General features: G+C 58.3%; 2 protein-coding genes. One reads left to right on the top strand and one right to left on the bottom strand.

The window, feature by feature from the left end:
• Positions 1-548 (top strand): primase C-terminal domain-containing protein (locus JWG43_RS17515; RefSeq protein ID WP_205244242.1); only part of this gene is annotated, 548 nt, incomplete at its 5' end.
• Between the two features lie 191 nt (positions 549-739).
• On the opposite strand, the gene JWG43_RS17510 is transcribed toward JWG43_RS17515, so the two are convergent.
• The gene (locus JWG43_RS17510; protein ID WP_103252494.1) at positions 740-982 is read right to left on the bottom strand and encodes a plasmid replication protein RepB; all 243 of its coding nucleotides are present in this window, start codon (positions 980-982) and stop codon (positions 740-742) included.
• Positions 983-1,093 lie beyond the last annotated feature (111 nt).

The raw sequence follows: 1,093 nt of genomic DNA, 5'->3' as shown, positions 1-1,093 counted from the left end.
GTGATTGGTGGACTGTTTGGCACCCCATCGAGCCCTATTCACTCGACTACTTAGCCGAGTTCTGCCCCGATAACGATCTGGCTGCCTACAGCCGCCGCAGCCGTAAGGAAGCGAGTGGGTTGGGGCGTAACGTCACCTTGTTCGATAACGTGCGGGAATGGGCCTATAGCGCTGTCAGAGAGTATTGGCGACCCAACGGGTACGACGCATGGGCGAGCGCAGTCCACGGGGTCTGCATGCAGGCCAACGCCTTTGGGTTGGAGCAGGGAGGCCCTCTGCCTGTGTCCGAGGTGAAGGCAACGGCAAAGAGCATTGCCCGTTGGGTATGGCAGCGTTTCAGCCCGGCCGAGTTCCACGCCGTCCAGGCCGCCAGAGGGGCCAAGGGAGGCAAGGTATCTAAGGGTGGTGGTAGACCAAGTAAGGCCGCAGACTTGTTGCCGGAGGTGCTACGGCTCAAGGGGTTGGGCTACAGCAACCGCGATATTGCCGAGGATCTGCAAATCTCGGCAGGTAGTGTGTCCAACTACCTGCGACGTGAGCGTGAGTGATCAAAAACAAGCCATATCAGATAACAGCGCCCGCAGGGCGTTCGTTTCTGATATGGCTTGTCATTAGAAAGAGGATCTTGGCGAGGTGGGCAAGCGCCCGAACCGGAGGCCGTCCATCAGGCCGTGGGTTTGGCCTGTGGACGGGGGCGTTGTCCACGGAGCGTGGGTGGGGTTGGTTTTTGTCCTGGTTCTCAACGACTGGACAGATCGATCTCGATGCGCCGAAAGCCAATCCCGTTGGCGGTGTTGGCCGCGGCATCGATACTCTTGAACACCCGCCAGCCCCCTCGTTGTCGTTCCAGGACAATTGACTCGCTCATCTTCCCGAATTTCACTAGGTGCAAGTGGTAGCCCTGGCCCATCGGGGTGGGGGCAATCAGGGCCTTGGCAAATCCGCCCTGGTCAAACGTCCACTTCGCTTGCAGTTCTTCCATATCAAAACGCGCCTTTGATTAATCAAATTTACAAAATGATTCTAGCACAGCGCCGTCTTTATACCAGCGGTGGCTTCGGCGGTTCACCTGGCCGTTCCAGTAGCGCCCAAA

Origin of the sequence: Desulfobulbus alkaliphilus, from assembly GCF_016918545.1 — a bacterium.
Lineage (GTDB): Bacteria > Desulfobacterota > Desulfobulbia > Desulfobulbales > Desulfobulbaceae > Desulfobulbus > Desulfobulbus alkaliphilus.
Note: the sequence above shows the minus strand (reverse complement) of the source record. Positions and strands in the feature narration are given on the sequence as shown.

Bases quoted from the DNA above. Each gene is read 5' to 3' on its own strand.
- JWG43_RS17510 (WP_103252494.1), bottom strand. From the start codon at position 982: ATGGAAGAACTGCAAGCGAAGTGGACGTTTGACCAGGGCGGATTTGCC.